The 24,857-nt window shown below is 53.5% G+C and carries 22 protein-coding genes and 2 pseudogenes; 11 read left to right on the forward strand and 13 right to left on the reverse strand.

Features of this window, described 5'->3' with window-relative positions:
- The first annotated feature begins 204 nt into the window (after nt 1-204).
- Nucleotides 205-1,674, forward strand: coding sequence for an undecaprenyl-phosphate galactose phosphotransferase WbaP (gene wbaP / locus WH279_RS17490; RefSeq protein ID WP_200642435.1), 1,470 nt, complete (start codon nt 205-207; stop codon nt 1,672-1,674).
- Nucleotides 1,675-1,825: 151 nt separating this feature from the next.
- Nucleotides 1,826-3,016, forward strand: a complete 1,191-nt coding sequence (locus tag WH279_RS17495; protein WP_339457868.1) for a multidrug effflux MFS transporter — start codon at nt 1,826-1,828, stop codon at nt 3,014-3,016.
- A 2-nt stretch (nt 3,017-3,018) separates the two neighbouring features.
- Here the strand turns inward: WH279_RS17495 and dadX are convergent, their stop codons facing one another.
- Nucleotides 3,019-4,089, reverse strand: a complete 1,071-nt coding sequence (gene dadX / locus WH279_RS17500) for a catabolic alanine racemase DadX (RefSeq protein ID WP_339457869.1) — start codon at nt 4,087-4,089, stop codon at nt 3,019-3,021.
- 29 nt (nt 4,090-4,118) lie between these two features.
- Entirely contained in the window at nt 4,119-5,420 is a 1,302-nt protein-coding gene (locus tag WH279_RS17505; protein WP_339457870.1) for a D-amino acid dehydrogenase, read from the reverse strand.
- A gap of 509 nt (nt 5,421-5,929) precedes the next feature.
- On the opposite strand from WH279_RS17505, the gene WH279_RS17510 reads away from it, so the two are divergent.
- The gene (locus WH279_RS17510) at nt 5,930-7,468 is read left to right on the forward strand and encodes a SpoVR family protein (protein WP_339457871.1); all 1,539 of its coding nucleotides are present in this window, start codon (nt 5,930-5,932) and stop codon (nt 7,466-7,468) included.
- 104 nt (nt 7,469-7,572) lie between these two features.
- Here the strand turns inward: WH279_RS17510 and fadR are convergent, their stop codons facing one another.
- Nucleotides 7,573-8,292: a fatty acid metabolism transcriptional regulator FadR gene (gene fadR, locus WH279_RS17515; RefSeq protein WP_200642430.1), complete on the reverse strand. Its 720-nt coding sequence runs from the start codon at nt 8,290-8,292 to the stop codon at nt 7,573-7,575.
- 284 nt (nt 8,293-8,576) lie between these two features.
- Between fadR and dsbB the strand changes: the two genes are divergently transcribed.
- Nucleotides 8,577-9,107, forward strand: a complete 531-nt coding sequence (dsbB, locus tag WH279_RS17520) for a disulfide bond formation protein DsbB (RefSeq protein ID WP_133841846.1) — start codon at nt 8,577-8,579, stop codon at nt 9,105-9,107.
- A gap of 54 nt (nt 9,108-9,161) precedes the next feature.
- Here the strand turns inward: dsbB and WH279_RS17525 are convergent, their stop codons facing one another.
- The 4 genes and pseudogenes from WH279_RS17525 to WH279_RS17540 form a co-directional block, all read right to left on the reverse strand.
- Nucleotides 9,162-9,611, reverse strand: a complete 450-nt coding sequence (locus tag WH279_RS17525; RefSeq protein ID WP_167863794.1) for a YcgN family cysteine cluster protein — start codon at nt 9,609-9,611, stop codon at nt 9,162-9,164.
- Between the two features lie 64 nt (nt 9,612-9,675).
- Nucleotides 9,676-10,335, reverse strand: a pseudogene (locus WH279_RS17530) (fumarylacetoacetate hydrolase family protein).
- 69 nt (nt 10,336-10,404) lie between these two features.
- Entirely contained in the window at nt 10,405-11,445 is a 1,041-nt protein-coding gene (locus WH279_RS17535; protein WP_339457872.1) for a lytic murein transglycosylase, read from the reverse strand.
- Nucleotides 11,446-11,536: 91 nt separating this feature from the next.
- Entirely contained in the window at nt 11,537-11,812 is a 276-nt protein-coding gene (locus WH279_RS17540) for a YcgL domain-containing protein (RefSeq protein ID WP_133841842.1), read from the reverse strand.
- Nucleotides 11,813-11,968: 156 nt separating this feature from the next.
- On the opposite strand from WH279_RS17540, the gene minC reads away from it, so the two are divergent.
- Genes minC through minE form a run of 3 tightly spaced genes read left to right on the forward strand, consistent with a single transcriptional unit; the run spans nt 11,969 to nt 13,798 of the window.
- On the forward strand, nt 11,969-12,664 hold the full coding sequence (minC, locus tag WH279_RS17545; RefSeq protein WP_339457873.1) for a septum site-determining protein MinC: 696 nt from the start codon (nt 11,969-11,971) through the stop codon (nt 12,662-12,664).
- A 42-nt stretch (nt 12,665-12,706) separates the two neighbouring features.
- Nucleotides 12,707-13,519 carry a septum site-determining protein MinD gene (minD, locus tag WH279_RS17550; RefSeq protein ID WP_062746173.1) on the forward strand — a complete coding sequence of 271 codons (813 nt, stop codon included), beginning with the start codon at nt 12,707-12,709 and terminating at the stop codon, nt 13,517-13,519.
- A 3-nt stretch (nt 13,520-13,522) separates the two neighbouring features.
- The gene (gene minE / locus WH279_RS17555) at nt 13,523-13,798 is read left to right on the forward strand and encodes a cell division topological specificity factor MinE (RefSeq protein ID WP_133841840.1); all 276 of its coding nucleotides are present in this window, start codon (nt 13,523-13,525) and stop codon (nt 13,796-13,798) included.
- A gap of 54 nt (nt 13,799-13,852) precedes the next feature.
- On the opposite strand, the gene rnd is transcribed toward minE, so the two are convergent.
- The 5 genes and pseudogenes from rnd to WH279_RS17580 all read right to left on the reverse strand — a co-directional run bounded on the left by rnd (nt 13,853) and on the right by WH279_RS17580 (nt 20,310).
- Complete coding sequence (rnd, locus tag WH279_RS17560) at nt 13,853-14,962, reverse strand: ribonuclease D (protein WP_200642508.1); 1,110 nt, start codon at nt 14,960-14,962, stop codon at nt 13,853-13,855.
- Nucleotides 14,963-15,082: 120 nt separating this feature from the next.
- Nucleotides 15,083-16,768, reverse strand: a pseudogene (fadD, locus tag WH279_RS17565) (long-chain-fatty-acid--CoA ligase FadD).
- Nucleotides 16,769-16,984: 216 nt separating this feature from the next.
- On the reverse strand, nt 16,985-17,581 hold the full coding sequence (locus WH279_RS17570) for a Slp family lipoprotein (protein ID WP_200642425.1): 597 nt from the start codon (nt 17,579-17,581) through the stop codon (nt 16,985-16,987).
- Nucleotides 17,582-17,639: 58 nt separating this feature from the next.
- Nucleotides 17,640-18,341 (reverse strand): tRNA (adenosine(37)-N6)-threonylcarbamoyltransferase complex dimerization subunit type 1 TsaB, encoded by a 702-nt coding sequence (gene tsaB, locus WH279_RS17575; protein ID WP_339457874.1) that lies wholly within the window; start codon nt 18,339-18,341, stop codon nt 17,640-17,642.
- Between the two features lie 49 nt (nt 18,342-18,390).
- Nucleotides 18,391-20,310: an ATP-dependent DNA helicase gene (locus WH279_RS17580; protein WP_200642423.1), complete on the reverse strand. Its 1,920-nt coding sequence runs from the start codon at nt 20,308-20,310 to the stop codon at nt 18,391-18,393.
- A gap of 132 nt (nt 20,311-20,442) precedes the next feature.
- Here WH279_RS17580 and WH279_RS17585 point away from each other — a divergent pair, with 132 nt between their 5' ends.
- Entirely contained in the window at nt 20,443-20,787 is a 345-nt protein-coding gene (locus WH279_RS17585; RefSeq protein ID WP_133841835.1) for a RidA family protein, read from the forward strand.
- Between the two features lie 37 nt (nt 20,788-20,824).
- On the opposite strand, the gene WH279_RS17590 is transcribed toward WH279_RS17585, so the two are convergent.
- A complete protein-coding gene (locus WH279_RS17590; RefSeq protein WP_133841834.1) occupies nt 20,825-21,055 on the reverse strand; it encodes a YoaH family protein in 231 nt (76 codons plus the stop codon).
- 116 nt (nt 21,056-21,171) lie between these two features.
- Here WH279_RS17590 and pabB point away from each other — a divergent pair, with 116 nt between their 5' ends.
- The 3 genes from pabB to WH279_RS17605 all read left to right on the forward strand — a co-directional run bounded on the left by pabB (nt 21,172) and on the right by WH279_RS17605 (nt 24,658).
- Entirely contained in the window at nt 21,172-22,539 is a 1,368-nt protein-coding gene (gene pabB / locus WH279_RS17595; protein WP_339457875.1) for an aminodeoxychorismate synthase component 1, read from the forward strand.
- On the forward strand, nt 22,529-23,101 hold the full coding sequence (locus tag WH279_RS17600; RefSeq protein ID WP_200642421.1) for a CoA pyrophosphatase: 573 nt from the start codon (nt 22,529-22,531) through the stop codon (nt 23,099-23,101). Before pabB ends, WH279_RS17600 begins: the two co-directional genes overlap by 11 nt.
- A 192-nt stretch (nt 23,102-23,293) precedes the next feature.
- The gene (locus tag WH279_RS17605) at nt 23,294-24,658 is read left to right on the forward strand and encodes an L-serine ammonia-lyase (protein WP_339457876.1); all 1,365 of its coding nucleotides are present in this window, start codon (nt 23,294-23,296) and stop codon (nt 24,656-24,658) included.
- The last annotated feature ends 199 nt before the right edge of the window (nt 24,659-24,857 follow it).

Here is a 24,857-nt window from a genome sequence, read left to right on the forward strand (position 1 = left end):
ACTCCTGCATACTCATCACTTCATTATGTGACGGATATAGCGTGGTTATCTCATCTCCCACCGCTCCGCTGCCCTGAACACAGTTACGATAATGGCAACACCGACGTCAGTCTGATAAACCCAGAAGGTTTACTGAAAAGACTCCTGGACGCGTGCTTTATCCTCGTCAGGTCATTGATTTCTCATGATAAGAGAGCAGGCATTATGGCAAGTACTCTGGTACTGAATGAACGTCGCCGGACATTCAGCGGCACACGAAAAAACATTATTGCGAAAGTCGCGTTAAGTTTCTCAGATTTACTCTCCATCAATCTGGCACTGTTTTTATCCGCAGCTACGCTGCAGGGTATTTGGGGTAATCTGGATATTTTTATCCCGCCGCAAGAAGTTGAAGTCCGCTTTATCGCGCAATTCATTATGTCAGTATTGTGTACCGCATGGTTCTGGATGCGCCTGCGCCACTATACCTATCGCAAACCCTTCTGGTTTGAATTAAAAGACATTATTAAAACGCTGGTGATCTTTTCATTGTTAGACCTGGCTCTGATTGCGTTTTCCAAATGGGATTTCTCCCGCATGCTCTGGAGTTTCACCTGGCTGTATGCCTTGATTCTGGTGCCTCTCCTGCGCTCATGCGTTAAGAATGCCATCCTGAAAGCGGGACAGTGGCAGAAACACACCATCATTATTGGTTCCGGTAAAAATGCCCGTGAGGCCTATGCCGCGCTGCAAAGCGAAGAGCTGCTGGGCTACGACGTGAAAGCCTTCGTTGCCCCGAGCGGTGAAAAGAACGGCGCTGACAGTTTCAATGGCATCCCGGTGATCACCCATAAAGACATTGTCTGGGAGACTGTCGACCTCGATAACACCCAGTTTATTGTGGCGATGGAGAACGACCAGCGCGCCATCCGCGATAAGTGGCTGAAGCTGCTGTCGAAGAAAAAGTGCCGCTCCGTCTCCGTGGTGCCGACGCTACGTGGCGTGCCGCTGTACGGTACGGATATGTCCTTTATCTTCAGCCATGAAGTGATGCTGCTGCGCGTCAGCAATAATCTGGCGAAGCGCTCTTCACGCTTCCTCAAACGGACCTTTGACGTGGTGGTGGCCTCTCTGCTGTTGCTGTTCCTTGCTCCGGCATTTGGTTTGATCTGCTGGATGGTCAGCCGTGATGGCGGCAGCCCGATCTACGGTCACGAGCGTGTTGGCCAGGATGGGAAGAAGTTTAAATGCCTGAAATTCCGCTCGATGGTGATGAATTCGAAGGAAGTGCTGGAAACGCTGTTGGCCACCAGTGAAGAAGCACGCGCTGAGTGGGACAAAGACTTTAAACTGAAGAACGACCCGCGTGTCACCAAGATTGGCTCATTTTTGCGTAAGACCAGCCTGGATGAACTGCCGCAGCTGTGGAACGTGATTCGTGGTGAGATGAGTCTGGTGGGCCCACGTCCGGTGATTGAAGCAGAACTGGAGCGTTATGCCGGTGACGTGGATTACTACCTGATGGCGAAACCGGGTATGACAGGACTGTGGCAGGTGAGTGGTCGTAACGATATTGACTACGACACCCGTGTTTACTTCGACTCCTGGTATGTCAAAAACTGGGCGTTGTGGACCGATATTGCCATTCTGTTCAAAACAGCCGGTGTGGTACTGCGTCGCGACGGCGCGTACTAACCTGAGCTGAACAGTGCCAGCCATCGTCATTGCCTGCATCCGGCCATGACGATGGCCACATCCCCGAGCGCTTTTATCACTTTCTCCTTTTCTTTTCCCTCTGTTATCTCTACCCTGTCCGGCTTGCTTTAATCTGGACGCCACACCTGCCATGCAAAAATTTACGCTACTGTTACTCAGCCTGGTGCTGCTTGCACCGTTAGGCATTGACCTCTATTTGCCCACGCTGCCCGATATCGCTGTCGGTCTGAACACGCCCGTTTCTGCCATCCAGACAACGATCCCTTTGTTTTTACTGGTGATGGGTCTGGGGCAAATTATCGCCGGACCGCTGGTGGATAATCTGGGCCGTAAACCCATCGCGCTGATTGGTCTTCTGCTGTATGTCACCGGAAGCATCCTGGCCGCCACTGCCACCGGCTGGCCGCAGTTCCTCAGCGCCCGTGTCATTCAGGGCTGTGCCGTGTGCTGTACCGCCGTCGTGGCGTTCAGCGGCGTACGCGACCGTCTTAATGGTGAAGAAGCGGCGCGCGCTTATGGATTCTTAAATGGTGCGTTAAATATCGTCCCGGCCCTGGCACCGATGCTGGGTGGCTTCCTGGCCGACGCATTCGGCTGGCGGGCGAATTTCTGGTTCCTGACCGGTTATGCGCTGTTTATTGCCGTACTGGTGATGCTGTTCCTGCCGGAAACCCGCCCTGCTGATACGCAGAAGGTGAAAGGTTTACCCGTGCGTCAGTACTGGCAAATCCTGCGTCAACCACGTTTCCTCGCTTTTGCTTTTGCCAACGCGGGCGCACTGGGCATGGTACTGACCTATGTTTCTCTGGCGCCGCAGGTATTGATGACCGAAGGAAAACTCAGTGCACTGCAATTCTCCATCGCGTTTGGTGCTAACGGCTTCTGGATTATGCTGGTCAGCGTGCTGGTGAATAAGATGATCCGAAAACTGGGTCGGCCGATTTGTCTGGCGATTGGCGCACTGGCAATGACTGTTGGTGCGATAACGTTAATGGGCGGTGTGATGCTGTTCCCGGCGGCCATGCAGACACACTGGGCGCTGTATATGCTGCCCGTTGCTATCTCCGTTGCCGGACTGGCCTTTACGGTGGGCCCTGCAACCAGCTACGCCCTGGAACCTTATCAGCAGCAGGCCGGTGTCGCCTCTGCGCTGGCTGGCTTTATTCAGATGGCGGGAGGATCGTCGGCGGGTCTTTTAGTCATGGCGTTGCCGATTGCGGAGAAATCCGCGCTGGCACTGATGATGGCGGCCGGTGCGCTGCTGGCACTGACCGCCTGGCGTATCAGTAAAAATGTGCGCGGTACGCTGACCGCGCTCTGAGATTATTCAACGATCACCGGCACGCGGGGGGCGAGCGCGCACATCAGCTCATACCCCACGGTGCCGGCGGCGGCGGCCACATCATCAATCTTGACGTTATTGCCCCACAGCTCAACCTGGCTGCCTATGCCCGCCTGCGGGCACGGGGTTAAATCGACAGTGATCATATCCATTGAGACCCGCCCGACCGTCTGCGTCATCACACCATCAACCAAAATAGGCGTTCCGGTCGGCGCATGACGGGGATAGCCATCAGCATAGCCGCAAGCTACCACACCGATACGCTGTTCACCTGATGCACGGTACTGGCCGCCGTATCCCACAGCAGAACCGGCCGTCAGGTGCTGAATGCCGATCACTTGGCTGGTCATCGTCATCACGGGTTGCAAACCACTGCTGGCAATGTCCTGCCACTGGCCGCTGGGGGATGCGCCATACAGGATAATACCGGGACGTACCCAGTCATGATGCGTTTGCGGATGCCACAACGTTGCAGCGGAGTTCGCCAGCGAACGCGCACAATTCAGCCCTTCTGCCGCCTGCTCAATGCGCTGCAAGGGTCCGGCAATACCTTCACTGGTTTCAGCGTCAGCAAAGTGGGCCATCAGCGTCATTTCACCAACGTTATCCAGTGAACGTAATTTTTGCCACGCGTTATGCACCTGATCGGGTGGGAAGCCCAGTCGGTTCATACCGCTGTTCATTTTGAGATAAATATCCAGTGGCGCCGAGAGTTTAGCTTTTGCCAGCGCCTGAATTTGCCAGTTACTGTGAACGCTGGTGGTCAGGCGATACTGGTCAATAATCGCCAGTTCATCCTGATGGAAGAAGCCCTCCAGCAGCAGAATCGGTTTTTTCCAGCCCTGTTCGCGTAACAGAATCGCCTCTTCCAGGTTGAGCAAGGCGAAACCATCCGTTTCCACCAGACTCTGCCAGACTCGCGCAATACCGTGTCCGTAGGCATTCGCCTTCACGACTGACCACAGGCGCGCGACCCCCGCCGCCTGGCACGCTACTGCCAGATTTTGCCTCAGCGCAGCGAGATTAATCGTTGCGAGAATAGGACGAGACATACTCTCTCCTTGTAAAAAAATACGTTGAGTTAGCGAACATGGGCACTGTGCAGTGAGCGAGCCGGCGCCGGAATAAAACCTGGCAGATAGCGCATGACAGACAGATCGTCAGCGGAAATCGCCGGTGTCACACCGCTAATAATATCCGCAAGAAGCTGCCCTGAACCACAGGCCATTGTCCAGCCAAGAGTACCATGTCCGGTATTAAGGAACAGGTTTTTCAACGGGGTACGACCCACAATTGGCGTGCCGTCGGGTGTCATTGGACGTAAACCACTCCAGAAGACCGACTGCTCAATATACCCACCTTGCGGGAAGAGATCGCCGACCACCATTTCCAGCGTGCGACGGCGTGCCGGTAACAGTTTGGTATTAAATCCCACAATTTCTGCCATTCCCCCCACACGAATACGATCGTCAAAACGGGTGATCGCCACTTTATAGGTTTCGTCCAGCACCGTTGAAATCGGTGCCGCAGCCGCATCTTTGATCGGTATCGTCAGTGAATACCCTTTTAGGGGGTAAACAGGCACCTTAACAATATCCTCTAACAACGCCGTCGAGAATGACCCGAATGCCACCACATAAGCATCCGCAGTCACCATCTCCCCGCCACATTTGACGCCGCTGATGCGATTACCATCCTGTACCAGAGCATCGACAGAGGTATTGAAACGGAAAGTGACTCCCGCGTCTGCCGCCATCGCCGCCAGACGCTGGGTAAACAACTGGCAATCACCGGTTTCATCATTGGGCAAGCGTAAACCGCCCGTCAACTTGTGCTGGGTTGCCGCCAGTGCCGGTTCTGCCTGCAACAGCTGCGTAGCCTCCAGCAGCTCGTAGGGGACGCCGGCTTCTTTCAGGACCGCGATATCCTTCGCTGCACTGTCAAACTGCTGCGCGGTACGGAACAACTGTAATGTTCCCCCCTGACGTCCTTCATAGGCAATGCCCGTTTCCTGGCGCAATGCTTTGAGGCAGTCCCGGCTGTATTCCGCAATTCGCACCATGCGGCTTTTATTCTGCTGGTAATGGCGCATATCGCAATGACGCAACATCTGCCACATCCATTCCAACTGGAAGCGGCTGCCATCAAGGCGGATCGCCAGCGGAGCATGGCGCTGAAACATCCATTTTACGGCTTTAAACGGCACACCCGGTGCCGCCCAGGGGGCGGCATATCCGGGTGATATCTGCCCTGCATTCGCCGCACTGGTTTCCAGTGCTGCTGCGGGCTGACGGTCGATCACCGTTACCTCATGTCCGGCCTGCGCCAGATACCAGGCACTTGCCACACCTACCACGCCACTACCCAGAATGACAACTCGCATACCCACCTCATAGAGAAACATTAAAGAATTATGCACTGGATGATCGGCACCAACATGGTTGAAAACACCAGTGATAACATTCACATTCCGCTGACATATTTCAAATCTTTTTTACCCTTCAGGTAAATAAAAACAAGATGCCCAACCTAATTCAGTTAAAAACTCCGCCATAACACATTAAGTAGCAGATAATAATTTAATGACAGCATATTTGCGCAAGCATCAGAACAATCCCACTCTGTCATAACATAATGCTATAAACAGGATATTATCCTGCTAAATACCTTTTTTCATGAATTTATTGTTACGTAAAAATCTTTTTTTAAACAGCACTGGATTTTGTATCGAAGATTTCAATTGTTTTAACGAGAGGGATACGAGACAGTGAACTATCATTGAGATATTGGCTTTAATTCCAGGCTTATCAGCGCCTCCATTGTGCGGGTGAGCCGAGATGAAAACGGACATTCTGCCGTAAGGTAATCCGGTTTTATAAAAAGGGGTGCGCTATGACCACGATCTTTGACGATCCTATAAAGCACACCACACGACTCGATGATGGACCAGACTGGACCTTCGACCTGCTTGATGTGTATCTCAAGGAGATCGACCGCGTCGCTAAATCCTACCGACTGGATACCTACCCGCATCAGATTGAGGTCATTACCTCCGAACAGATGATGGATGCTTATTCCAGTGTCGGGATGCCAATCAACTATGCACACTGGTCTTTCGGTAAGAAATTTATCGAGACAGAACAGCGCTATAAGCACGGCCAGCAAGGTCTGGCCTATGAAATTGTCATCAATTCCAATCCGTGTATTGCCTATCTGATGGAAGAAAACACCATGACGATGCAGGCGCTGGTGATGGCGCATGCCTGTTATGGTCACAACTCCTTCTTCAAGAATAACTATCTGTTCCGCAGCTGGACCGATGCCAGCTCTATCGTCGACTACCTGATCTTCGCCCGTAACTACATTACGCAGTGTGAGGAGCGCTACGGCGTGGAAAACGTGGAACGGCTGCTCGACTCCTGCCATGCGCTGATGAATTATGGCGTTGACCGCTACAAACGTCCGCAGAAAATCTCCTTGCAGGAAGAGAAAGCGCGGCAACAGAGCCGTGAAGAGTACCTGCAAAGCCAGGTGAATATGCTGTGGCGCACCTTGCCACGACGTGAGCGTGAGGAAGCGCAATTCGCCAACACACGCTACCCATCTGAACCACAGGAAAACCTGCTGTACTTTATGGAAAAGAATGCGCCGCTGCTGGAACCCTGGCAGCGAGAATGTCTGCGTATTGTCAGAAAGGTCAGTCAGTATTTCTACCCGCAAAAACAGACTCAGGTGATGAATGAGGGATGGGCCACGTTCTGGCACTACACCATTCTTAATCATCTGTATGATGAAGGGAAAGTCTCTGAGCGCTTTATGCTGGAGTTCCTGCACAGCCATACCAATGTGGTCTTCCAGCCCCCATACAACAGCCAGTGGTATAACGGTATCAACCCGTATGCGCTTGGCTTTGCGATGTTCCAGGATATTAAGCGCATCTGCGAGGAGCCAACGGAAGAAGATCGTCACTGGTTCCCGGATATTGCCGGTTCTAACTGGCTGGATACTCTACACTTTGCGATGAAGGAGTTTAAGGACGAGAGCTTTATCAGCCAGTTCCTTTCACCGAAGATCATGCGCGATTTCCGCCTGTTCACGGTGATGGATGACGATCGCAATAATTTCCTCGAAATTGCGGCCATTCATGATGAAGCGGGCTACCGGGCGATCCGTCAGCAGCTCTCCGCGCAATATAATTTGAGCAATCTCGAACCGAATATACAGGTTTATGACGTGGATCTGCGTGGGGACCGATCGCTGACCTTACGCTATGTGCCGCATAACCGTGCACCGCTGGATAAGAGTCGTCGGGAAGTGTTGAAGCATGTGCATCGTCTGTGGGGCTTTGACATTAATCTGGAACAACAGAACGATGATGGCACAGTGGAGATCCTCGAACGCTGCCCTCCTCGCCCGGGCACCACTCTCTGATCTGAGGCCAGCCTTAATGTGAAGAGGGCGACCCGCCAATGGGTCGCCCTCTTTTTCTGTTTTTTCGGGCTGACCGCATAAAGAGGTCAGCCCTTTTTATCGACTTAACGGCGAGCAGGCGGCAGATCGGTTGGCATACTGGTCTGCATGGCATGCCAGATTTCCCCACTGCGACGGCCATAGTCGCGCACGCTGTCCACAATCAGGTCATATTGTTGGGTATGAAGGATATTCAGCAGTTGCTGATAGAAAGCCTGTGCCAGACGTCGCGCTTCCGGGTTGGAGAAATAGTGACGTCCAACGCGTGTATACAGCCCTTTCAAACCATTCAGGATCAAGCCGTAAATAGGGTTACCCGACGCGAACGCCAGCCCACGGAAGATGCTGTAATCGAGATTGGTATAGGCTTCTGCCTGGTCGTCCACGTGACTTGCGGTTTCCAGCACTTCACGCGCTTTATCCGGATAAGTACGGATAGCGCGACGAATAAAGATAGACGAGATATTGGTGCGAACAGACAGCAGGTTATCCACTAACTGCGGTACGCTGTCATGATCGAGACGGGCCAGTGTTTCCAGAATACTCAACCCGGAGGTTTCCCAGAAATTATTCACTTTGGTCGGTTTGCCGTGCTGAATGGTCAGCCAGCCATCGCGCGCCAGGCGCTGTAATACTTCTCGTAATGTGGTTCGGGTGACACCTATCAGTTCGGAGAGTTCGCGTTCAGCGGGCAGAATTGAACCCGGAGGGAAACGGTTATTCCAGATACTTTCAATGATGTACTCTTCCGCGAAACCCGCAGGGCTCTGCGCCTTAATAACCATAGCGTTCTTCTTCCGTTGCGTTCAATACGTCAAAAATTCGGCTCATCATACCAGAGGCACCAGGCATCACCTAGCCTGCCTGTATGGGAAAAGACGATCGTCTGCAAAAATCTGACATTGCTGTCCTGGTGCCGAAAGCACGATGCAGCACGTTCACCGATCTTCGTTTATCATCGGAAACATTATTTTAAGTCACTTTCCTGCTTAAATTTTTCCCTCCTGGCTGGATTGCGGACGCTTTTCGTTTACACTGCCGTCTAAATGTATTACAGACGGATAAACTAATGTTGAGATACCTGAATAGCTGCTCCCGTGGCCGGGGCGCCTGGTTGCTGATGGCACTGACCGCTTTCGCTCTTGAGATGACCGCGCTCTATTTTCAGCATGTGATGCTGCTGAAGCCGTGTGTGATGTGTATTTATGAACGCTGTGCCCTGTTCGGCATTATGGGTGCGGGTATCGTCGGCGCCATCGCACCGAAATCACCTTTGCGCTGGGCCGCTATTCTGATCTGGTTATACAGTGCATGGGAAGGCCTGCGACTGGCGTGGGAACATACCATGATTCAGTTGCATCCCTCTCCGTTTGCGACCTGTGATTTTGCCGCCCGCTTTCCGTCCTGGCTGCCGCTGGATAAATGGTTACCTTCCGTGTTTGTCGCCAGCGGCGACTGTGCAGAGAAGTCCTGGTCATTTCTGACCCTGGGTATGCCGCAGTGGCTGGTCGGCATCTTTGCCGCGTACCTGGTCGTTGGTGTGCTGGTGCTGATCGGTCAGCCATGCAAACCTAAAAGACGCGACCTGTTCTCACGTTAAAAAAAAGCTCCGCCTTCGCGGAGCTTTTTTACTTATCATACCCACTCTGAACGTCTATTTACCGTACCAGCGCGGGCGGTTGATAATATGCTCTTCCCAGTCAACCACTTCACTTTCATGCACGGCAATATGCCGTACCGAAATACGCGCAGCATGCATGGCCGCACGTGAACCACTTCGCAGCGGATGCCAGGGTGGCAGGGTCTTCCCTTCGGCCAGCACACGGTACGCGCAGCTTGGCGGTAACCATTGAAAGGTGGGCAGATTTTCACGCGTCAGCTTAATACAGTCCTCTTCCAGTTCGAAGCGGCGCTCATAGTTACGGCACTGACAACTTTTGATATTCAGCTGATTACAGGCAACATTGGTGAAATAGATTTCATCGGTGTCGGCGTCCTGTAACTTGTTCAGGCAACACTGGCCACAGCCATCACATAAGGACTCCCATTCCTCGTCGCTCATTTGTTCCAGCGTTTTACGCTGCCAGAAAGGGGTATCAGTCATGTTGGGTGTCCGGTAAAAGTAAAAGCCCGCACCTTATAGAGGGTTTAGGCTTCAGTTGCAAGTTTTACAGCACGCGCGTGGCAACACCGTGGCCACCGATCGACACTTCAAGACGATCGCCTGAGACCATCGGGCCCACGCCCTCCGGTGTCCCGGTCAGGATCACATCGCCCGCGCGCAGTGTGAAGAACTGGCTCATATACGCAATCAACGGCAAGATTTTATGGATCATGTCGGCGGTAGTCCCCTGCTGGCGGACCTCTCCGTTGACGATCAATTTCAGCTCGACATCCTGAGGGTCGTGTTTGAATTAACTCACTGGAATAAAACCGGACAGCGGGCAGGAATTATCGAATCCCTTGGCTTTTTCCCAGGGCTGTCCGGCTTTCTTACAGCCTGCCTGAACATCGCGTAAGGTTAAATCCAGCGCAACACCATACCCGGCAATCGCCTGCGCGACGTGTTCTTCGTTCGCATGCTTGAGTGTGGCGCCAATCAGTATCGCCAGCTCGACCTCGTGATGCACGGCACCGAGGTTTTTTGGAATAGAGAGCGGCTGGCGGATGTCACACAGCGCAGTTTCCGGTTTAATAAACAGAACGGGTTCCGTTGGTGTCGCGCTGCCCATCTCTTTGATGTGGTTTGCGTAGTTACTCCCGACGCAAACCACTTTGCTGACCGGAAAATCTAACAATGCGCCCTGCCAGTTATGGTGCTGATACATGCTTTTCCCCTGCTTCGTTAGAGTGGCTGCGCCGACATCATGCCGCCGCATATCTGCTGACTGTTCTTTTTACTGCGCTGCTATGGCATCGGCCATCATGCCAATACTGATAGCGAAATAATAAGACCGATTCCAGTGCATCAACGTTCGGAAATTGTCATAAACCATGAATGAACGGCCGTCACCGTCCTGTGGCGTGATGATCCAGGCGCGCTGCGCGCTGCTGTTCTGTTCGGGATGCAGTATCTGTACGCCTGACTGCTGCCACTGCGCCGGGGTTTTCGCCTGTGCCGTTTTTAATCCCGCCAGTTGCGCATTAAAATCAGCCGGCAACGTCACTTCCACGCCCCACCCTTGCCCGGCTCGCCAGCCCTCACGTTGTAAATAATTCGCGGTAGAGGCAAAGACATCATCCAGATTGTTCCAGATATCAATTTTGCCGTCACCATCACCATCCTTACCGTAATTCAGGAAGGAGCTGGGCATAAACTGGCTCTGACCCATCGCTCCTGCCCACGATCCTTTCAGCTCAGCGGCCGTCATCTGTTGGCGTTGGATAATACGTAGCGCTGCCATCAGTTCTTTGGTGAAGAAGGCTTCTCGCCGGCCTTCAAAGGCCAGCGTGGCCAGAGCAGAGACCACCTCCTCCTTGCCCTGAATCCTGCCGAAGTGACTCTCAAGCGCCCACAGCGCGACAATATATTGGGTCTGAACGCCGGAGGTATCAGCTATCGGTTGCAGCTGGTTGTGGTATTGCTGCCAATATTCCCGGGCCTGAGCGATCTTTTCCGGCGTGATCACGCGGGTCAGATAATCGTTTAGGGTGACTTTGTTTTCCAGCTGTCCGCGATCGGATTTAATGACCCGGTCAACAAAATGCACACCGCTAAAAGCGGTCTCGATAGTGGCATCATCATAGCCCTGCTGACGAGCCTGCGCTTTGAGTTGCTCAACGAAAGCAGGAAACTGTGCCGGATCGCGGCCCTGCTGTGCCAGCGTTGTGTCTGACGTGTTTGTGCTGTTACCGGAGTTAAGGAAGGCGGCGTGGCTGGCAGAGCTCCCCACCAGAAAGAGAGAGAATACGAGGACATTTCGGGCTGAGAGCTTCATGCGGGCATCCTTTTATCGCTATCTCCACCGGGAATTTAAAAATAAAAGGGGATCCCTGACCGGCGAAGATATATTTGCAGATGATTCCGAATTAATCTTTTTTAACATCGTTAAGATGCATCTTAAGCAGACTTTCCAGCGGCGGAGGCAATTGTAAATAAAACCCCTCATCACGCAGCGCGGTTTTCACTTTTTCAATATCCGCCCCCACCAACTTCTTGCTGCCGTCCAACGGCAGCAACATCGCCAGCTTCGGCTTACCAAAACCCTTCAGCAAGGCTTCAGGGACGCGTGAGAAATCGTCTTTTTTTTCAACATAAAGATAAGTCTGGTCGCGCTGGGGACTTCTGTAGATCACACAAAACATATTTTTTACTCGAATTAACCGGGATGGTGACTTGCCTGAATATTACAGTAACTATAACATGCTTGCAGAACTTCGGAATATTGCCTGTCTTGATTTAACGCCTGAAAGTGGCGTTGATTTAGCCAGGATAGGAAATAACAGGACTGAGCGGGACAGATGTCACAATCGCCAATCGAGTTAAAGGGCAGCAGTTTTACGCTGTCAGTCGTTCATTTGCATCACACCGACCCTGAAACGGTGCGTAAAGCCATTCAGGAAAAAGTCAGCCAGGCGCCGGCTTTTCTGAAAAATGCTCCGGTGGTGATCAACGTATCCTCGTTAACCCGAGAGGTGAACTGGCGACAAATGCAGCAGGCGATCGCCGAAACAGGTCTGCATATTGTGGGTATCAGCGGCTGCAAAGATGAGCAGCTGAAACGCATGATCGCCCGTTCCGGCCTGCCGGTGTTGAACGAAGGCAAAGAACAGAAATTCAGTGCCGATAGTGCACCGCCTGTGGCCATTCCTGTCGAACAACCCGCCATAAAAACCCGGCTTATCAGTACCCCGGTACGTTCCGGTCAGCAGATTTATGCAAAAAACTGCGACCTGATCGTCACCAGCAGCGTCAGCGCGGGTGCCGAGCTGATTGCCGATGGCAATATCCACATTTATGGCATGATGCGCGGCCGCGCGCTGGCAGGCGCGTCCGGCGACAAGCAGTCTCAGATTTTTTGCACCAGTTTATCTGCAGAGCTGGTATCCATTGCTGGAAATTACTGGCTTATGGATCAAATTCCTGCTGAATTTTTCGGAAAAGCGTCTCGTCTTTGTCTCAAGGACGGCGCATTGACTATACAGACACTGAACTGAGCCAGGCTCTCGAGCCCTTTCTTTTCTTAAGGAAAATATTTTATGGCACGCATTATTGTTGTTACATCGGGTAAGGGAGGCGTGGGTAAAACCACGTCCAGCGCGGCCATCGCTACCGGTTTGGCGCAGAAAGGGAAGAAAACTGTCGTTATCGACTTTGATATCGGCCTGCGTAATCTTGATTTAATTATGGGCTGTGAGCGCCGCGTGGTGTATGACTTCGTTAACGTCATTCAGGGTGATGCCACGCTGAACCAGGCGCTAATCAAAGACAAACGTACGGAAAATCTGTTTATCCTGCCTGCCTCTCAGACGCGTGATAAAGATGCGCTGACCCGCGAAGGCGTGGAAAAAGTGCTGGATGATCTGGCGACCATGGATTTTGAGTTCATTGTCTGTGATTCACCGGCGGGCATCGAAACCGGTGCGCTGATGGCGCTCTATTTCGCCGATGAAGCGATTATTACCACCAACCCGGAAGTCTCTTCAGTGCGTGACTCCGACCGTATTCTCGGCATTCTGTCCTCTAAATCACGCCGCGCTGAAAGAGGCCAGGATGCGATTAAAGAACACCTGCTGCTGACCCGCTACAATCCGGGACGCGTGAATCGTGGTGATATGCTGAGCATGGAAGATGTGCTTGAGATTCTGCGTATTCCTCTGGCCGGCGTTATCCCGGAAGACCAGTCAGTACTGCGTGCCTCGAACCAGGGTGAGCCCGTGATCCTGGATGCCGAATCCGACGCAGGTAAAGCCTATGCTGATACTGTTGACCGCCTGCTCGGAGAAGAACGTCCCTTCCGCTTCATTGAAGAAGAGAAGAAGGGTTTCCTGAAACGCCTGTTTGGGGGATAAACCATGGCCTTACTCGATTTCTTTTTATCCCGTAAAAAGAGCACAGCCAATATTGCCAAGGAACGGCTACAGATTATTGTGGCGGAGCGCAGAAGGGGCGATAGCGAGCCCCACTATCTGCCACAGTTGAAAAGGGACATTCTGGAAGTGATCTGTAAATACGTGAAAATTGATCCGGAGATGCTCACTGTGAAGCTGGATCAAAAAGATGATGATATTTCTATTCTCGAACTGAACGTAACGTTACCGGAAACGGAAACGGAAGAAGCACCGAAATGACCTTCTCCTGCTCATGATTTTCCCCTGCTATGGTGCAGGGGAAAATTGCAGGATTTAGTGTGCCGCTAAAATCTCAGCAATCCCGTCTTCAAGCAATGTCCCCCGCCAGCCATCCACCAACTCCGGTTTACCGGCCTGTGGCTTTAATTTCCAGTGCCAGTTCAGCAACTGATTAATCTGGCGACGCGATGCCAGTAACTCCTGGCTGACGCCATGCTGCTCCGCCGTTTCTGCCACCAGGGCTTTCAGACTTTTGAACACCTGCTTGTAGTTCGGGTAATCGATGAGATTCGGCACCGCTTCCGGCAGCTGATCTTCCCCGAGCGCATTCGCTTCAGCGACCATCGCCACCAGCGCCTTACCGTGGAAACGGATCTCCTGCCCCGGCAACCCCAGATGATCAAGCTCGCCAAGGGAACCCGGCATGTAGCGTGCGACCTTCCAAAGGTTCTCTTCACGCACCACAAAATTCACTGCCATATCTTTTTCGCGGGCCAGCGTCAGACGCCACGCCGCCAGCAGGCGCAATGCAGCAAGCTGACGCGGACGCAGTTGCCACGCATTGGTGATCTCACGATACGCTTCCTGCGGGTCAACCACGGTGGTACGGCGCTGGCACAGCAGACGACACTCATCCAGTGCAGCGGCCATTTGCCCGGCGTCTTCCGTTTCTGCCACCAGCTTGACGGCAATCGGTAGCAGATAGAAAACATCGGCTGCAGCATAGACGCACTGCTTTTCCGTTAACGGACGCGCGAGCCAGTCAGTGCGTGATTCGCTTTTATCCAGCGCGATCCCGGTGAAGGACTCTACGATGGTAGCAAAACCGCAGGAGAGCGGGCGGCCGCTGAACGCGGCGAGGATCTGTGTATCAATCATCGGCTGCGGCAACACCCCAAACTCATGCTGGAAGACTTCAAGGTCTTCACTGCCGGCATGCAGATATTTAACGACCTGCTGGTCCATCAGAAGCTCACGGAACGGCGTCCAGTCGGTAATCGGCAGAGGGTCAATCAGCGAGATGGTTTCACCGTCAAACAGTTGTATCAGACCCAGTCGCGGGTAATAGGTGCGGGTGCGAACAAATTCAGTATCCAGCGCCAGAGCAGGAACCTGGCGGGCACGCAGACAAACCTCAGCCAGCGCGTCATTGGTGGTGATCATGATGTAATTCAAAATAGCGTTCTCTCGCCACTGACGGATGATGCCAGTGGTCAACTGTAAGTGCGCAATAAAAATGCCGGGTAACCCGGCATGATTCGTATCGGCAAAAAGCAACCCCTCTCAGTCTAAGGGGGGTTGGGTTTTTATCGCTTCCTCGCGCAATTCACGGCGCAGGATTTTGCCGACGTTGGTCTTCGGAAGTTCATCCCGAAACTCAACAATTTTGGGTATTTTATAGCCTGTCAGATGCCGCTTGCAGTGGGTTATCAGCTCTTCTTTGGTCAGTGAATCATCTTTTTTCACTATACAAATTTTCACCGTTTCGCCCGCCACATCGTTAGGAACACCGATAGCGGCCGCTTCACGCACTTTCGGGTGCAGCATCAGAACATCTTCAATCTCATTAGGATAAACATTGAAACCGGAAACCAGAATCATATCCTTTTTACGATCGATAATACGCAGGAAACCTTCGTGATCAACGGTAACAATATCACCGCTGCGAAGCCATCCATTTTTTAAAACTTCATCGGTCGCATCCGGGTGCTGCCAGTAGCCCAGCATCACCTGCGGCCCTTTTATACACAGTTCACCCGGCTCCCCTTCTGGCACTTCATTACCGTTATCATCCACCAGCATAATATCGGTAGAGGGAACCGGCAGGCCGATGCTGCCGTTGTGGCACTGAATATCATACGGGTTCACTGAAACCAGCGGGGAACATTCGGTCAGACCATACCCTTCCAGCAGATAGTGACCCGTCAGTTTTTCCCAGCGTTCGGCTACCGCTTTTTGTACCGCCATCCCGCCGCCTGCGGATAACGTCAGCGTGGAGAAATCCAGCTTATTAAAGGCATCATCATTGAGCAGTGCATTAAACAGCGTATTCACCCCGGTAATGGCGGTGAACGGATGTTTACCCAGTTCTTTAACCAGGCCCGGAATATCACGCGGATTGGTAATAAGCAGGTTAGCGCCACCCAGTTCGATAAACAGCAGGCAGTTTACCGTCAGGGCGAAGATATGATACAGCGGCAATGCCGTTACCACGGTTTCTTCACCCGCTTTCAACAGCGAGCCGTAAGTCGCTTTCGTTTGTTCGAGGTTGGCCTGCATATTACGGTGCGTCAGCATCGCCCCTTTTGCCACCCCGGTGGTCCCGCCGGTATATTGCAGGAAAGCGAGATCGTCATTAATGATCGCGGGCTTGATATATTCCATCTGCGCACCGTTTTGCAGCGCCTGACGGAAAGATATCGCACCGGGAAGATAGTATTTGGGCACCATCTTTTTAATATATTTCACCACGAAGTTAACCAGCGTTCCCTTTGCAGGCGAAAGCTGATCGCCCAGGCGGGTGAGGATCACATGTTTCACTGTCGTCTTAGCCACCACTTTTTACAGCGTATGGGCGAAGTTAGAGACAATCACGATAGCGCTGGCGCCGCTGTCATTGAGCTGATGTTCCAGTTCTCGCGGGGTATAGAGCGGATTGACGTTAACCACGATCATCCCGGCACGAAGAATGCCAAACAACGCGATCGGATATTGCAACAGATTGGGCATCATCAGTGCCACACGGTCACCTTTCTTTAGCCCCAATCCCTGTTGCAAATAGGCCGCAAAGGCCCGACTACGGTCATCCAGCTGCTGGAAAGAAAGGCTTTTCCCCATATTGATAAACGCCGTTTGCGTGGCATAACGCAACACCGCGTGTTCAAACAGATCAATTAAAGAGCCGTAACGATCAGGATTAATCTCCGCCGGAACATCCGCCGGATAACGGTTTAACCAAACCTTATGCAAGGAATCACCTCGAAAATGATAATTTGTCGTCATCGCAGCCTCAACCGTTCAGCGCCTGTTAACATTATTTTAACTCAGCGTACCAGTTTGCTCAGGTCTCTGTTGAGAGGTTGCGAAGTCCATCACTAAATTTCTCTCATCCTGAGAGAATCAATAAAAAAAGGCCTATCCGCTGATATTCAGCGGATCTGCCGTGTCTCTTTTATACGTTGCGAATTATGGGGTAAGAATGGTCTGCACCTGCGCGGGACCGGGATTGTAGTAACCCCATGGAGCGGGCCCCCAGTAGCCTCCGCGATGGCGGCCATAGCCGGGGCCGTACCAGATCCATGGGTCAATCGGCTGCGGTGGCGTCACGATCTGCTGGGACATATGCCAGCGCTGATAGCCCGTGACCTTGATGACCACGAAGTTATACTGCGCATCACCAATTTTGCCCTTCTCAGTCCCGCTGATGGTGCCGACAACGGTAACCATCTGCTGATTAAAATCGACCGGATCGATAAAACCATTCACATCGGCGAAAATGCGGCCAATAGACGGTGAACCCAGCGTCGGCCTGGCGCCTTCGTCGAGGGGCATTGCGGCAATCTCCAGGCGTGTCATCCCGTTACGATTGTCCACCTTGAGGACCTTACCGCCAAAACGTGACTCCTGGCCGGTAAACAGCTCAGGGGCATTCAGCACACGCGCCAGATCCTGTTGCGGGGTCTCTGAATGCCCTTTTATCGAATCAGGCACGGTAACACAGCCGCTTAATACCAGCGACGCTAAGAACAGAACACTGCACTGCCAGACACTGGATTTACGCATAGAAACTCCCCCGTTGTTATGCTACTTCGACTGCTACCGATTCAAATAGTTGCTGCCGCTACTCGCGGCCCGGTAATTTTTTCCATGTCACTTCGTTACGCAGATAGGTCGGTTCAGCATGTTCGGGTGCGACTGTCATACCGGCTGCCAGCGCCTGTTGCGCCAGCGGCAGCATATCTTCGGCGCAGGGCAGCGTCACGTCTGATAACGTCAATGCCAGCGTACTGTTTTCCGCCAGCTGCGGCCAGGCTTGCCAGCCGGTGCCCACACAGGCCCACTGCCCGCTCAGCGCTGCCATCCGCGCCGCAGCGGCATCGGGTTTCAGCACGGCTTCTGTTTCTTCACCCTGCCAGTGGCCCTGCTCATCACGCTGATATTCGGCCCAGTATACTTCACCCATCCGTGCGTCAATCGCCGCCAGAACACGGCTGGCACCGTGCAGACGCCAGGCGCTTTGCGCCATGGTCTTCAGAGTAGACACACCGATTAATGGCAAGTTTGCCCCCAGCGCTAACCCCTGAGCAATGCCGATGCCAATACGCACACCGGTAAAACTGCCGGGCCCCCGGCCAAAGGCCAGCGCATCCAGGTCCTTCAGCGCAACGCCGCCTTCCTGCAAAATCTGCTGCACCAGCGGCAGGATGCGTTGCGTATGTTCCCGAGCACAAAGTTCAAAATGTGCCAGCAACCGATCTTCATTCAGTAGTGCGACCGAACAGGCTTCCGTTGCCGTATCAATGGCTAAAATTCGCGTGGACATACCAACCTCAGGGGAGAAAATTTTCGGCGCGCATCATAGCACATCGCCGTTAGATTAATGACTGCTGCGTCGTTGACTGGAGAAAGTCCACGGCTTTTTGCAGATCGCGCGTGCGCGGCGTTGGCGGCAGGCTGTTAAGAAATACCGCCCCGTAAGGACGCATCACCAGACGATTATCACAGATCACCAGCACGCCACGGTCGTCAACGTCACGAATCAAACGTCCCACACCCTGTTTAAGCGCGATCACCGCATCGGGCAACTGGACGTCGTCAAACGGTTCACCGCCCCGGACTTTACAGTCTTCCATGCGGGCTTTCAGCAACGGATCCTCTGGCGAGGTAAACGGCAGCTTATCGATAATCACCAGTGATAATGCATCGCCACGCACATCCACCCCTTCCCAGAAACTGTTCGTCGCCACCAGCAGCGCATTGCCTGCCGCAACAAACTGCTTGAGGATCTGTCCCTTGCTGGTTTCCCCCTGGAGCAAAACCGGAAGCGTCATCGAGGCACGGAACTCGGCCGCCAGCTCACGCATCACCTGATGTGACGTACAGAGGAAAAAGCAACGGCCATTATTGGCTTCAATCAGCGGCTTCATCATTCTGGCCAGCTGGCGGGCACCGCCAGGCTGATTGGGTGAAGGCAGATTACGCGGCACGCAGAGGAGCGCCTGGCGGGCGAAATCAAACGGGCTGTTGAGGATCAACGTCTCCGCCTTCCCCACACCAAGCCGCTCAACAAAGTGTGTCATCTGTTCATTCACCGCCAGCGTCGCTGAGGTAAATATCCAGCTCGCCGGGCGCTCATCCATCACTTCACGAAAACGGTCAGAAACGGAGAGCGGCGTCAGCGCCAGCACAAAATTACGCGCGTTACATTCATACCAGTAGCTGAAACCTGGCTGTGTGGTGTCTTTCAGGCGCTTCAGGCGCCCGCGATAGAGTGACGCACGTTCGAATGCCGCATCCAATAGCGCAGAGCGCCCCAGTGAGAGTTTCGCCACGTCGTAACACAGTTCAAGTGCATCATCCAACAGCAGCAGGGCACGCTGGATCTGCGGGTTGCTCAGCAGTTCACGCAGGTTACCGCGAAAACCGGGATCGCCTAATGACAGACGAAAATCTTGGGTGCTTTGCGCCAGGCGATCGGCCGACTTCTGGAGTTGCTGCATATCACGGACTTCGGTGCGGTAGGCAATGGTGATGTCTTTCGCCAGATCGAGCAGTTGGCGACTGGAAAGTTGTTGCCCGAAATACTGGCTGGCGATATCCGGAACCTGATGTGCTTCATCGAAAATCATCACGTCGGCATCGGGGATCAGCTCGGCAAAGCCACTCTCCTTCACCACCATATCGGCCAGGAACAGATGATGATTGACCACCACCACATCGGCATCCATCGCTTTACGTCGCGCTTTCACCACAAAACAGTCTTTATACTGCGGGCAGTCACTGCCCAGACAGTTATCGTTGGTGCTGGTGACCAGCGGCCAGATGGTGCTGTCTTCCGCTACGCCACCGCAGGTGCTGATATCACCATCCACCGTTTCGTTTGACCAGCCGCGCAGATGAACGAGATCGCTCATTGCCTGCACCGCCAGTTCGCCCCCGGCCATCGACTGCTGCTCCAGACGCTCCAGGCAGAGATAGTTGGACCGCCCTTTGAGCAGCGCCATGATGCCTTTGAATTTGAGCGCCTTCGCCACCGTTGGCAGATCGCGGCTGTAGAGCTGATCCTGCAACGCTTTTGATCCGGTTGAGACGATCACTTTTTTACCCGACCGCAGCGCCGGGGCCAGATAGGCATACGTTTTCCCTGTACCGGTTCCCGCTTCCACGACCAGCTCACTTTTGCTGTCTATTGCATGCGCGACCGCAGCCGCCATCTCGCGCTGAGGTTCACGTGGCCTGAAGCCGGGAATCGCCTGCGCCAGAGCGCCATCTGCTGCAAAATCGTCTACCACATACCCTCACCACCTGGTTAAATCGACAGTGATTATGGCAGTATCCGCCAGCGCACTCCACCCTTTAGATGACAGACACCGCTAATCTGTGCCAGTCTGTCGCGGTTTTGAGTGCATTTAAAAGGAGCCAGCATGACCATTGAACGTATTGATCCTGAACACCGTATGTCAGAAGCCGTTATACATAACGATACGGTGTATTACACCAGCGTGCCGGAAAATCTGGATGACGATGCTGAAGCGCAGACGGCGAATGCTCTGGCGGTGATCGATAAGCTACTGACCCGCGTCGGTTCAGACAAAAGTAAGATTCTGGATGCCACCATTTTTCTGGTGAATAAATCGGATTTTGCGGCGATGAATCGCGCGTGGGATGCGTGGGTGTCTCCGGGTAACGCACCGGTGCGCTGCACCGTGCAGGCCAACCTGATGAACCCGAAATATCTGGTCGAAATTAAAGTGATTGCCGCAAGGTAACGCTTTTCCCCCTGCCGGGCTGGCAGGGGTTCACCACTTATTCGTCGTACTCTTCTTCTTCGTCGTCGTGGTTGTTGTCACCCATGTAATCTTCTTCATCTTCATCGAACATCACCGGAACATTGCCGCCAGTGTGGTTCTCACGGATTTCAGCTGCCACCAGGCCAATCGCCTCGCCGCTGCTCATGCCCTCTGACATCAGCTTATGAATGCGTTCAACCGCATCCTGCTGCTGTTCGTGTGATAACGCGGGTAATCCTGTAGACATAGTGACTCCTGGGGTGATTTGCGGTGCGGATTATTCCACGGGCGACAAAGAGATGCCAGCAGCATAAAAATATGTCACGCTTGGCGTCTCATTGAAATTTTCTCTGCTGAAGAACCATGTCGCCTGTTTATCATCTTCTCAAGTATACGCCAGATGCCGTTGAGCATCATTTTGCCCGCCTGTCCCATCGGCCCTGGGCGATGCTGCTGCATTCCGGTTTCGCCGATCACAGTGATAACCGATTCGATATTATGGTCGCTGACCCCCGGGTGACGCTGACCACGCGTGGTATGCAGACCGTGATTGAACAGGATAGCACCCGCTGCGTCAGCGAAGACGATCCGCTGGCGCTGCTCCAGCAGCAGTTAACAGCCTGCGGATTACAGGCGCAGCAGCAGGATGACCTGCCTTTTCAGGGTGGCGCACTTGGCCTGTTTGGTTACGATCTGGGCCGCCGTTTTGAGCGGATACCCACGACGGCCGAGCAACAGCTGACCACACCGGATATGGCGGTGGGCATCTATGACTGGGCGTTAATCGCCGATCATCACAAGAAGACGCTAACGCTGGTGGTTCAGGGCGACCTCGCAGCGCGTCTGGCGTGGCTGGATGCTCAGCAGGCAACACCCGCCGTCCCCTTCCAGCTCACCAGCGCGTGGCAGGCGAATATGACGCGTGAGCAATACGGCGAAAAATTTCGTCAGGTCCAGCAGTGGTTACTGTCCGGTGACTGCTATCAGGTCAATCTGGCGCAGCGCTTCGCCGCCCGTTATTGCGGTGATGAATGGCAGGCCTTTTTACTGCTGTGCCGTGCTAACCGCGCGCCGTTTAGCGCCTTTATCCGTCTGCCAGGCAGCGTGCTCCTCAGCCTTTCTCCGGAACGGTTTATTAAACTGCGCCACCAGCAGATTGAAACCCGCCCGATTAAAGGCACGCTGCCCCGCCTCGCGGACCCGGTGGCAGATCGCCTGCAAGGCGAGAAGCTGGCGCAGTCTCCGAAGGATCGCAGCGAGAATCTGATGATCGTGGATCTGTTGCGCAATGATATCGGTCGGGTAGCAACGCCGGGCAGTGTCAACGTCCCTGAGTTATTTGTCGTCGAGCCTTTCCCGGCAGTGCATCATCTTGTCAGCACCATTACCGCCGTGCTGAAGCCTGAACTGACCGCCTGTGATTTGCTGCGCGCCTGTTTCCCCGGTGGGTCGATTACCGGCGCACCAAAAGTACGGGCGATGGAAATTATTGAAACGCTGGAACCTCAACGGCGTAATGCCTGGTGTGGCAGTATCGGCTATATCAGCGTCTGCGGGCGGATGGATACCAGCATCACCATTCGCACCCTGATTGCTGAGGACAGCACGCTATATTGTGCTGCCGGCGGCGGTATTGTCGCCGACAGCGATGAAGCCTCTGAGTATCAGGAGACGCTGGATAAAGTGAATCGCATTTTGCCCTGCCTGGAGTCACCGCCTGATGAACACTGAACATCCATCACTCACGCGCTTTCTGACGCGTTTCATTTTGCAACCGCCAGAGGCAGGCCAGCGCAATTTGCCTCGTCGACAGGCGGCCGTACTGGTGCCGATTATTGCGCATCCTGAACCGACATTACTGCTGACACGTCGCGCCGCGTCACTGCGCAAGCATGCGGGCCAGGTGGCCTTCCCCGGTGGCATGATGGACAGCAGCGACAGCTCTCTGGTCGCCACCGCCCTGCGTGAAGCGCAGGAAGAAGTCGCCATACCGCCCGATGCTGTGCGGGTTATTGGCGTGCTGCCCCCGGTGACCAGCAGCACCGGTTTTCAGGTCACGCCAGTGGTTGGCGTGCTGCCGCCGGGTCTTAACTGGCATGCAAATGAAGATGAAGTGGAATCGGTATTTGAGATGCCGTTGCGTGAAGCGCTGCGTCTCGGGCGTTATGCGCCGTTGGATATCCAGCGCTCGGGACAGATGCACCGCGTCTGGCTTTCATGGTTCGATGACTACTTTATCTGGGGCATGACCGCCGGAATTATTCGCCAGTTAAGCCTGCAAGTGGCTAAATAACGATAAACAGGCTAAAATACAGCCATTAGTTGCTTCAAAAAGCGCCTTTACATTATTTTTCACCAGATTATTGCCACATGGCGATCCAAATCACTGCAATACGGCGTTTTTTCATTTATATTTCACGCAAATTGTGGGTACCCGAATTCTTCTCCCACTGCGTGATTAAAAATCCTCCAAGGAGCGTACAACGTGATTAGCGTTTTCGACATGTTTAAGATCGGCATTGGCCCGTCAAGTTCTCATACGGTTGGCCCAATGAAAGCCGGCAAACAGTTCGTCGACGATCTGGTGAACAATCGCCAGCTCTCTTCGGTGACGCGTATTGCTGTCGATGTCTATGGTTCTCTGTCCCTGACGGGCAAAGGTCACCATACGGATATCGCCATCATTATGGGGCTGTCTGGCGCATCGCCGGAGAGCGTTGATATCGATGCGATTCCTGCTTTTATCCGCGATGTCGAAGCACGCCAGCGCCTGCTGCTGGCCAGTGGTGCCCACGAAGTTGATTTCCCACGTGAAGGCGGCATGGTGTTCCGCAGCGATAACCTGTCCCTGCATGAGAATGGCATGACCATTCACGCTTTTGCTGGTGATCTGCGTATCTACAGCAAAACCTACTATTCTGTTGGCGGCGGCTTTATCGTTGATGAAGAGAATTTCGGTAAATCGGTGGTGAATGAAGTCGCCGTTCCTTATCCGTTCAACTCAGCCAAAGAGATGCTGGCCCACTGCCAGATGACCGGACTGTCGCTCTCCGGCATGATCATGAAGAACGAACAGGCCGTACACAGCCGTGCAGATATCGAACGCTATTTCACCGATATCTGGCAAACGATGCGTGAATGTATCGATCGCGGTCTGAACACCGAAGGCGTGCTGCCTGGTCCACTGCGCGTACCGCGCCGTGCTTCTGCGCTGCGCCGCCTGCTGGTGTCGTCTGATAAAATGTCCAGCGACCCGATGATTGTCATCGACTGGGTCAATATGTTTGCTCTGGCCGTGAATGAAGAGAACGCGGCCGGTGGCCGTGTTGTGACGGCTCCGACTAACGGCGCATGCGGCATCGTCCCTGCGGTACTGGCTTACTATGACCACTTTATTGAGCCCGTAACTCCGGAAATCTTTACCCGTTACTTTATGGCTTCCGGCGCCATTGGTATTCTGTATAAAATGAACGCCTCTATCTCCGGTGCGGAAGTCGGTTGCCAGGGTGAAGTGGGCGTTGCCTGCTCCATGGCGGCGGCAGGTCTGGCAGAACTACTGGGTGCCAGCCCGGAACAGGTCTGCGTCGCGGCGGAAATCGGCATGGAGCACAATCTGGGGCTGACCTGTGACCCGGTTGCCGGACAGGTTCAGGTGCCGTGCATTGAACGTAATGCGATTGCCTCGGTAAAAGCGATTAACTCCGCCCGTATGGCGATGCGCCGTACCAGCGAAGCACGCGTCTCACTCGATAAAGTGATCGAGACCATGTACGAGACGGGCAAGGACATGAATGCCAAATACCGCGAGACATCGCGCGGTGGGCTGGCGATAAAAGTCCAGTGTGATTGATTCATCAACGCCACCTCCCCGGTGGCGTTTCTTTTTGCGCCATTCATCAAAAATAGTTTAGCGCCCGGCTATCGCCAACAACAGGAAATAGCTAAAGTGTTTTGGCGGGTCTTATGAGAGTAAGTTCCTGTTTTAGAGCCATTCAGCTTTTCTCTTCAGCACGACTAAACTTAATGCCTCAGTTGCCGATAATTGGTGT

Source organism: Erwinia sp. MYb375 (assembly GCF_037479175.1).
Taxonomy (GTDB): Bacteria; Pseudomonadota; Gammaproteobacteria; order Enterobacterales; family Enterobacteriaceae; genus Erwinia; species Erwinia rhapontici.

What these genes read in the sequence shown, in the direction of transcription:
- wbaP (WP_200642435.1), top strand. Translation starts at nt 205, where the DNA reads ATGGCAAGTACTCTGGTACTGAATGAACGTCGCCGGACATTCAGCGGC.
- WH279_RS17495 (WP_339457868.1), top strand. Translation starts at nt 1,826, where the DNA reads ATGCAAAAATTTACGCTACTGTTACTCAGCCTGGTGCTGCTTGCACCG.
- dadX (WP_339457869.1), bottom strand. Translation starts at nt 4,089, where the DNA reads ATGTCTCGTCCTATTCTCGCAACGATTAATCTCGCTGCGCTGAGGCAA.
- WH279_RS17505 (WP_339457870.1), bottom strand. Translation starts at nt 5,420, where the DNA reads ATGCGAGTTGTCATTCTGGGTAGTGGCGTGGTAGGTGTGGCAAGTGCC.
- WH279_RS17510 (WP_339457871.1), top strand. Translation starts at nt 5,930, where the DNA reads ATGACCACGATCTTTGACGATCCTATAAAGCACACCACACGACTCGAT.
- fadR (WP_200642430.1), bottom strand. Translation starts at nt 8,292, where the DNA reads ATGGTTATTAAGGCGCAGAGCCCTGCGGGTTTCGCGGAAGAGTACATC.
- dsbB (WP_133841846.1), top strand. Translation starts at nt 8,577, where the DNA reads ATGTTGAGATACCTGAATAGCTGCTCCCGTGGCCGGGGCGCCTGGTTG.
- WH279_RS17525 (WP_167863794.1), bottom strand. Translation starts at nt 9,611, where the DNA reads ATGACTGATACCCCTTTCTGGCAGCGTAAAACGCTGGAACAAATGAGC.
- WH279_RS17535 (WP_339457872.1), bottom strand. Translation starts at nt 11,445, where the DNA reads ATGAAGCTCTCAGCCCGAAATGTCCTCGTATTCTCTCTCTTTCTGGTG.
- WH279_RS17540 (WP_133841842.1), bottom strand. Translation starts at nt 11,812, where the DNA reads ATGTTTTGTGTGATCTACAGAAGTCCCCAGCGCGACCAGACTTATCTT.
- minC (WP_339457873.1), top strand. Translation starts at nt 11,969, where the DNA reads ATGTCACAATCGCCAATCGAGTTAAAGGGCAGCAGTTTTACGCTGTCA.
- minD (WP_062746173.1), top strand. Translation starts at nt 12,707, where the DNA reads ATGGCACGCATTATTGTTGTTACATCGGGTAAGGGAGGCGTGGGTAAA.
- minE (WP_133841840.1), top strand. Translation starts at nt 13,523, where the DNA reads ATGGCCTTACTCGATTTCTTTTTATCCCGTAAAAAGAGCACAGCCAAT.
- rnd (WP_200642508.1), bottom strand. Translation starts at nt 14,962, where the DNA reads ATGATCACCACCAATGACGCGCTGGCTGAGGTTTGTCTGCGTGCCCGC.
- WH279_RS17570 (WP_200642425.1), bottom strand. Translation starts at nt 17,581, where the DNA reads ATGCGTAAATCCAGTGTCTGGCAGTGCAGTGTTCTGTTCTTAGCGTCG.
- tsaB (WP_339457874.1), bottom strand. Translation starts at nt 18,341, where the DNA reads ATGTCCACGCGAATTTTAGCCATTGATACGGCAACGGAAGCCTGTTCG.
- WH279_RS17585 (WP_133841835.1), top strand. Translation starts at nt 20,443, where the DNA reads ATGACCATTGAACGTATTGATCCTGAACACCGTATGTCAGAAGCCGTT.
- WH279_RS17590 (WP_133841834.1), bottom strand. Translation starts at nt 21,055, where the DNA reads ATGTCTACAGGATTACCCGCGTTATCACACGAACAGCAGCAGGATGCG.
- pabB (WP_339457875.1), top strand. Translation starts at nt 21,172, where the DNA reads ATGTCGCCTGTTTATCATCTTCTCAAGTATACGCCAGATGCCGTTGAG.
- WH279_RS17600 (WP_200642421.1), top strand. Translation starts at nt 22,529, where the DNA reads ATGAACACTGAACATCCATCACTCACGCGCTTTCTGACGCGTTTCATT.